This is a genomic window from Methylobacterium sp. D53M, from assembly GCF_053345625.1.
This window is the reverse complement of the sequence record NZ_JBKFAL010000060.1, coordinates 1-6,643: the sequence shown is the minus strand read 5'-3', so window position 1 is coordinate 6,643 and position 6,643 is coordinate 1. Positions and strand designations below refer to the sequence as shown.

Below are 6,643 nucleotides of genomic sequence, written 5' to 3'. Positions count from 1 at the left end.
AGAAGCTCTCCTCGAGGAGGGAAGCGAAATCGTCACGGCCCGGGCCGCGCCTGTTCTCTTGACGCGCGCTGACGTAATCCCGAGAAGCCACTGTTCAGACAATCTACTTCAAATGCCTCGACAACATACCTGCAGTGATGGGTGTTGTCAACTTCCAGTTGCCATTCGCTAGGCGACAGATCCCGTTGATCCGGTTGCCGACGGCACATCAGATACAGATAGTCATTCGGCTGCGCTGTTGCCGCTTGAGATGATTTGAATTTTATCACTGCTGCATTCGCAATGAATTGGATTTGCCAATCTTGAAGTGGAAAAAATAGAATCGCCATCCGACCGTCTTCCTCATTGTCGGCGCGGTTGACCCTCGTTGCTTTGCCGAACTTGCAGCATCAAAAAATCATTCACGCGTCCGACCAGTTTCTCGCTCCTCTGTCGATGGCCCAAAGTGAAACATTACTCATCCCTTGTCAGACCGAACCGCTGCGATGCTCGAACACGGTTCAACAAGGTCAACGCGATGCTTGGAGTAACAACGGCTCCATTAGCGTACTGTAAGTCTGGTGCGGGTAGGCTTGCGGCCTACCGATCCTTCGGCGGAGCTTCGGGTTTCGCCGCCGGCAAGGCATCAGAATTCGGCTTCGGTGCTGGTTCAGCCTCGGGTGTGCGTTCCGCCTTCGGCACCGTCATGGGCTCGGGTGCCGCAGGCTTGGGCGCCTGCTCCGGCTTGGACGTCCCAACGGCGTCCATTGCGCCGTCCTTTCGAACCAGCCCGTCGGGTTTGGCCGCCGGCTCCGCGATCAGTCGAAAAATCGAGTACGCGCTTGCCGAGGCTCCGGCGAGTGCCATCATCAGGAACATTAGCCTGAAAGCCGTTCGAAAGGACCATCTCGTCCGGGGCCTTCGCTCGTCAACCTGGGCCGCGCCGCCCGCCACCTGCGACTCTATCCGGAAGATGCGGGCATACTCGGGCAAGCAGGCAGCCTCGCCCGCCCGCAACGCGCTCTCGGAGAGCTTGATCAAGTCGGATCCACGCTGATCGAGCTTCCAGAAGACGAAGGAGACGAGGATCAGCAGGACGCCCAGCACCGTTACCAGGAGTGCCATGGGCCGCCCTGCCTGGATGCCGCCACCGATCGCTGTCGCGAGCACGCCCGACAGGACGACGAAGAAGTTGAACACCGAGATGCGTTGCTGCGCGTGCAATGCGAAGAATCGCCAGAGATGTTCCAACGCTTTGTCCGGCGCCAGTTCGGCAGTGCCGACCGACGGGGCGGGAGCTCCCGAACTGGCCGGAGCGGCATCCCGCGTCGTCCCCGCACTGGTTGCGGCGGCTCCGGTCGGTGGGTGAAACGCGGCCGAGCCCGCCATCTGACTTTTCGGGTCCGTGCTCAATCTCGATCTCCCGATCAGGGGATATGACCCATGCCGACGGGCACGTGCCCGCACAACTCTGTGGTCGCAGTTGCAGACCGGTCGGCAATCCGCAACCGCCGGGAGCGAAAGCCATCGCTGTTAAGCGCAAGGGCGCTCGCGGGAAGGCCGAGATACGTTGACTGCGGACGAGGATCGTCACCGAGGATCACCCGCGGAAATGGCCGTGCGCCCCCGCGGCCAAACAACCCGGACTTCTGCTTCGAGGCAGCGAACGAACGTTGGCGGCCTCCGGCGGATCGCCGGGAGGATCGTGATACCCGCCATGAAGGCGATGCCGTTTCGCAGCTCGCAAGCGCGTCGCGAGGACGCGGGTCGGCCCAGTCCCGCGCGCACGTAGTGGCCGTCCGTTTACGGATCGAAGCCAGTCGATCTGGCTCGAAAGGGCCTTGCTATGCATCGCAGTGAGCGACCCATGTCCTCAGTAGTCTCGCATCGATGCCCGGCAGCGGCAAGTGAGTGACCGTGTCGACGCATTTCCCGGCCGCTGTCGGCCTGGGTGGCCGTGGCAAAGCGGCAGACCGCCTTGCGTCGGGGATCGTCGAGCAGCCCGCCGCCGCGGGGCCCCGGACTACACCCGTGGAGACGCCGCGTCTCTCAGCAAGCCCCGCGTGAAAGGCGATGCCATTGTCTGCTGCGTCGGCTCGGCTGGCCTCCGATGGCGAAACTTGCTCGGTCGCGATCCATCGAGGTTCGGGAAGGCCTGAAGCATGGCGAGACGCGTGTCCGGCACACCGTTACGTTCAGGAATCTATCGAGGCCGGTTTTCGCCACGCTCGATGGGGCGGCCGTTCAGACCAGGGCCGATGGCCCGCAATCCGGCCGGATGCTGAGATATGCCGGGACGCGACACGCCACGTTATCGACTGGCCTTGATCGCCGGCGCATTCCTCCAACCTGTCGGGCAGGCTTGAGACGGATCCGGAGCGATCCTTGACGAAGCTTGTGATCGTTCCGGCGATCGAAGGATGCCATGTCGGACCTCCATATCATGTCGATGCCGATCGGGTTTCCCCGATCCGGACCGATCGGCGGCCCGTGCCGAGCGAGGCGCCTCGAACGTGAGAGCCGGTAGGATAATCGACATGGCGCGCAGGGCGCACATCGGCAAGCACATCGGCGGGACGACCTACCTGCACCGCGAGGCCGTCGACCTACTCCGCGCACCCGACCGCGCGTCCATCGCAGCGGCGGAGGCGAAAGCGGCCCCGGTGAATTGGAACGTGGCGAAGGTTGGGATGGGCGGGGTCTCGCTCCTTCTCTACGAGGACTTCGACGCGAGTCCGTTTCCCCGCCTACTGCACGGGGTCCGCGTCACCGGTGCAGAGGTTCGGCGGATGGACTACTCTCATCGAGCTAATCCGCCGATCCTCCACCGAAAGGAACACCTCCTTCGTCCCAGCGACCCACGGATCCCCAGGTTCACAGCTTTGACGGTCTCGGCGGAGGAGCGTGGCCTCTTCGCCGACCCACGTCGGATCGGCACCGTGCGTGCCTGGGAGGATCGGTTGGAGCGCGCCGGCCTTCGCGTGGAGGGACATGCCTTGGTGGAGATCGCGCCCACACCTGCGACGTCCGGGATCGCGCGCCACAAGACTGCGCTTGCGCGCAACCGGCTGTCGACACCGATGCAGGCCCTCACCCGCCACGGGTTCGTGGAGGTCGGTGTCGAGGTGCTCGACTATGGCTGCGGCCAGGGCGACGACGTGCGCGCCCTGGTCGAGAGCGGCGTGGCGGCGCGCGGATGGGACCCGCACTTCCTGCCTGACGCGGATCTTGAGCCGGCGGACACCGTGAATCTGGGCTTCGTACTTAACGTCATCGAGAGGCCCGCCGAGCGGTTGGAGACGCTCAGGCAGGCTTGGTCCCTGTGCCGACGCGTCCTCGCCGTCGCCGTCATGGTCGCCGGCCACCGGCTCACGACCGGGTTGAAACCCTACGGCGACGGGTACCTCACCTCGCGCGGAACCTTCCAGCGATACTTCACCCCGGACGAGCTTCGAGAAATCGTCGGCGCTGCGACGGGTGTCGAGGCGGTGGCGGTTGCGCACGGGGTCATGTTTGCCTTCCGCCATGCCGCCGACGAGCGCGACTTCCTATACCGCCGGCAGGTGCAGCGGGTCGCGCGCGAGATCGTGTTCCGCCCCTCGCCGCGCGAGCGTGCCGCCGCGGTCGGCAAGCCCCTTGCGGATCGGCTGAGACCCGCCCTTGAGACCCTTTGGGGCAGGATGCTCTGTCTCGGCCGTCCACCCTCGCCGGACGAGATCCCTCCGGACGCGGCGGCCCTTCTGAAGTCCTCCAATGTCTCCCTCGGCCGCGCCGTCGCTTGGTGCGAAGCGATGTTCGACCGGGAAGCGTACGCGCAGGCCGCCTGCGACCGCCGTGACGACCTGACCCTGTACTTCGCCCTCGGCGCCTTCACGCGATCCGCGGCGCTGGCGGACCTGGCCGATAGCCTCAGGCGTGATGCTAAGGCGTTCTTCGGCAGCATCGCGAGAGCCCGCAAGGCCTCGCAGGCGTTCCTGTTCTCCCTCGGTGACACGGCGCGGATCCTGGAGGCCTGCGACCAGGCTGTGGCGCAGGGACTGGCCCACCACGAGAAGGAGGCTGTCGTGCACTTCCGTGGCGAGCGTCGACACGACCTCCCGCTGGGGCTGCGCGGATTTCTTGGATGCGCGAGCGTGATCTTCGGCGACCTCGACGACGCGGAGATCCTGCGAGTGAACTCGGCGAAGGGTACCCTCTCGCTGTATTTCGTCCGTGACTTCGACGCCCGCCTCCCGCAGGTCACGCGCATTGTCCGGGTCGATCTCGGGCGGCAGACGATCAGAGATCGCACGTATGAGGGTGCCGAGAGCCTCCTGCTGGTCTGCCGCTCGGCCTATGCCGAGGCTGGGCCCGAGCGTGAGGACCGTGCTGCCATCGAGGGGCGCGCGATCCGCCTCTTGAACCTTCCGAGCGGGACCATGACCGTCCGACGCTACGAGGTGGCCCGTGCCCTTCAGGACCATCCGGTGAGTTGAGCCGCGCATCCGTCAACGGATCCGGTTCGCCGGCCAGACCCCGGCGCCTGCCGGGACGAGGAGCAGACCTGCGCGGGCACCAACTGCCGTCGCGGCGCCTAAGCCTCGCCGATGACGTAGGGCCTCGAGTCAAACGTTGTTGCGAGCCGCCGTGGAGCCAGAATGCACCGGGGCGACGGTTTGCGAGGCGGCCAAAGACAGGCCGCCGTGACGCGCGTCAAGGACGGCGCGTTGAAAGCCGAGCGAGCTTGGCCGAACAGGTGAAGCCGGTGAACCAACGCGATTCCGACCGGCTACTTTGGCCCTGACGCAATCTTCCAAAAGCCGCGGACCAGCCTTTTCATGCCTCGATCATCGCACAGAGGTACCATGTTGCCGCCTTACCACCCGTAGGTATCGACGCCATAGGAAAACCATGGCACTGCCCACCACCGCGAGTTCCGCAGGGCACGCCGCCCCTGCCGGTCGAGGAGGTAGGGGTGGGCGGTCGCATAGGGGGCATCGGCATCGCCGGATTGAGGGCGGAGTTGAAGCGCCGCTCCACGGAGCCGTGGCGGAATGCGACCTTCTTCTTCGGGTTCCTGCTCAACATCGCCTTCAGTGGCTGGGCCATATGGCTGGAATTGCTCGCCATACACCTTAAGCTGCCCGCTCACGACACAGCGAGCTTGCAAGGAGCTCTGGTAACGTTCTTTCCGGCCGTTACCGGCGTCACCTTTGTCCAAGTCCTGTTGGAGCAGCACGAGGACAAGCGCATCCTTGCGGCGTCGACGACGTGGCTCGTTGGCACCCTCGCGTCGGCCGGCTACCTCTCTTTCGTCCCGGCGGAGGCAGTCTGGGGGCGGATGTTGTTGCTGGGGTCGCTCTGCGCTTCTTCGATGTGGTTCTGGGTCGCGGCAAATGCGGACGCCGCCATTTTCCAGGACGACCCGTCCGCGGCGATCGGCGGCGATCCCAACGCCGACCTCAGCGGTGGTCTCGGGGATTTGGAAGCCTGATATGGATCCGATCCGATTCCCTCTTGAGGTCCGGGCCCTCGAGGTCAGGCAGCCCCTAGGGCTATGTTACGTGGCCGTCATGCCGGCACGGGTGCTCTTGGCGGTCTGCCACAGTCACGCTGCCAGGGCGGAGATGGCCCACGGAGGCTATACGCTCGACGGTAACCAGCGCTTCACCCAGGATAAGCGACTTAGGCAGATTGCAGATTACATAGCGCGCTCCGACAGCGCGTTCCCCAACGCCATCATCCTGGCTGCCAACTCATTGCCTGCCGACGAGGTCGGCGACGACCAAGCCGACGTCGAGCCCGATGCCTGGACAGTCAGGCTCGATGCAGACGGCCTCTGGACGGTCGTGGTGCCGAGCGCTGCGCGACTGGCGGCGGTTGTGGATGGGCAGCACCGCCTGTTCGCCTTCACTGAGCCGGCCGCGGCGCTCCATCTGGACATGCCTCTGATCTGTTCGATCTACTTTGATCTACCTAAGCCTTTCCAGGCTCAGCTCTTCGCCACCATCAACTCGACGCAGAAGCGCGTCGACAAGAGCCTGACCTACGAACTATTCGGGTACAACGTTGCCGAGGAGGCCCCCGATACGTGGACGCCGGAGAAATTGGCCGTGTTCCTGACCCGGCGGTTGAACGTACAGGACGACTCTCCGCTTCACGGCCGGATCATCGTCGCGCCCAAGCGTGGTCCCGCGCTCGATCGGCTCTCGCGCGGCATCGACTGGCAGATCTCAACCGCCGTCGTGGTCGAAGGGCTTCTTCGGCTCTTCTCGGCAAATCCTAAACGGGACGCGAACCGTATTCTGACGAGCTTTGGCCAAAATCGCCTCACCTTGAGCGCAGGGCCCTCCGACCGAACCCCGCTGCGCAGCTACTACGTCAATACGAGAGACGAGGCCATCTATCGGACGGCGAAGAATTTTCTTGAAGCGTGCGATGAGCTTTTCTGGAAAACCGCATCGCGCCGCTCGTTCATCATCAAGACCGTCGGCGTGCAGGCGCTCTTCGACGTGTTGCGAATTATCGTCCCCGATTTCCTGGCCAACAAGAACGTGACCACGTCTGCGTTCCGAGAACGCCTTCGGCCCGCCGCAACGATCGATTTCGGCTCGGACGAGTTTCGCAACGCGTCCGGAAGCGGGAGGACGGCGATCCGGAGAGCGATCCTGGAAAGGATCGGTGC

5 protein-coding genes are annotated in these 6,643 nt (G+C 64.4%); 3 read left to right on the top strand and 2 right to left on the bottom strand.

Features of this window, described 5'->3' with window-relative positions:
* Positions 1-32: 32 nt before the first annotated feature.
* Both ACLBYG_RS31260 and ACLBYG_RS31255 read right to left on the bottom strand, forming a co-directional pair.
* The gene (locus ACLBYG_RS31260) at positions 33-329 is read right to left on the bottom strand and encodes a hypothetical protein (RefSeq protein WP_447684044.1); all 297 of its coding nucleotides are present in this window, start codon (positions 327-329) and stop codon (positions 33-35) included.
* 250 nt (positions 330-579) lie between these two features.
* On the bottom strand, positions 580-1,392 hold the full coding sequence (locus ACLBYG_RS31255; RefSeq protein ID WP_447684043.1) for a hypothetical protein: 813 nt from the start codon (positions 1,390-1,392) through the stop codon (positions 580-582).
* Between the two features lie 1,124 nt (positions 1,393-2,516).
* Here ACLBYG_RS31255 and ACLBYG_RS31250 point away from each other — a divergent pair.
* The 3 genes from ACLBYG_RS31250 to ACLBYG_RS31240 form a co-directional block, all read left to right on the top strand.
* Positions 2,517-4,454, top strand: coding sequence for a DNA phosphorothioation-associated putative methyltransferase (locus ACLBYG_RS31250; RefSeq protein ID WP_447684042.1), 1,938 nt, complete (start codon positions 2,517-2,519; stop codon positions 4,452-4,454).
* Positions 4,455-4,933: 479 nt separating this feature from the next.
* Complete coding sequence (locus tag ACLBYG_RS31245) at positions 4,934-5,452, top strand: hypothetical protein (protein WP_447684041.1); 519 nt, start codon at positions 4,934-4,936, stop codon at positions 5,450-5,452.
* A 79-nt stretch (positions 5,453-5,531) separates the two neighbouring features.
* The coding region (locus ACLBYG_RS31240) for a DGQHR domain-containing protein (protein ID WP_447684045.1) at positions 5,532-6,643 on the top strand (1,112 nt) is incomplete at its 3' end.

Coding starts and splice junctions, on each gene's coding strand:
- ACLBYG_RS31260 (WP_447684044.1), bottom strand. CDS start 329: ATGGCGATTCTATTTTTTCCACTTCAAGATTGGCAAATCCAATTCATT.
- ACLBYG_RS31250 (WP_447684042.1), top strand. CDS start 2,517: ATGGCGCGCAGGGCGCACATCGGCAAGCACATCGGCGGGACGACCTAC.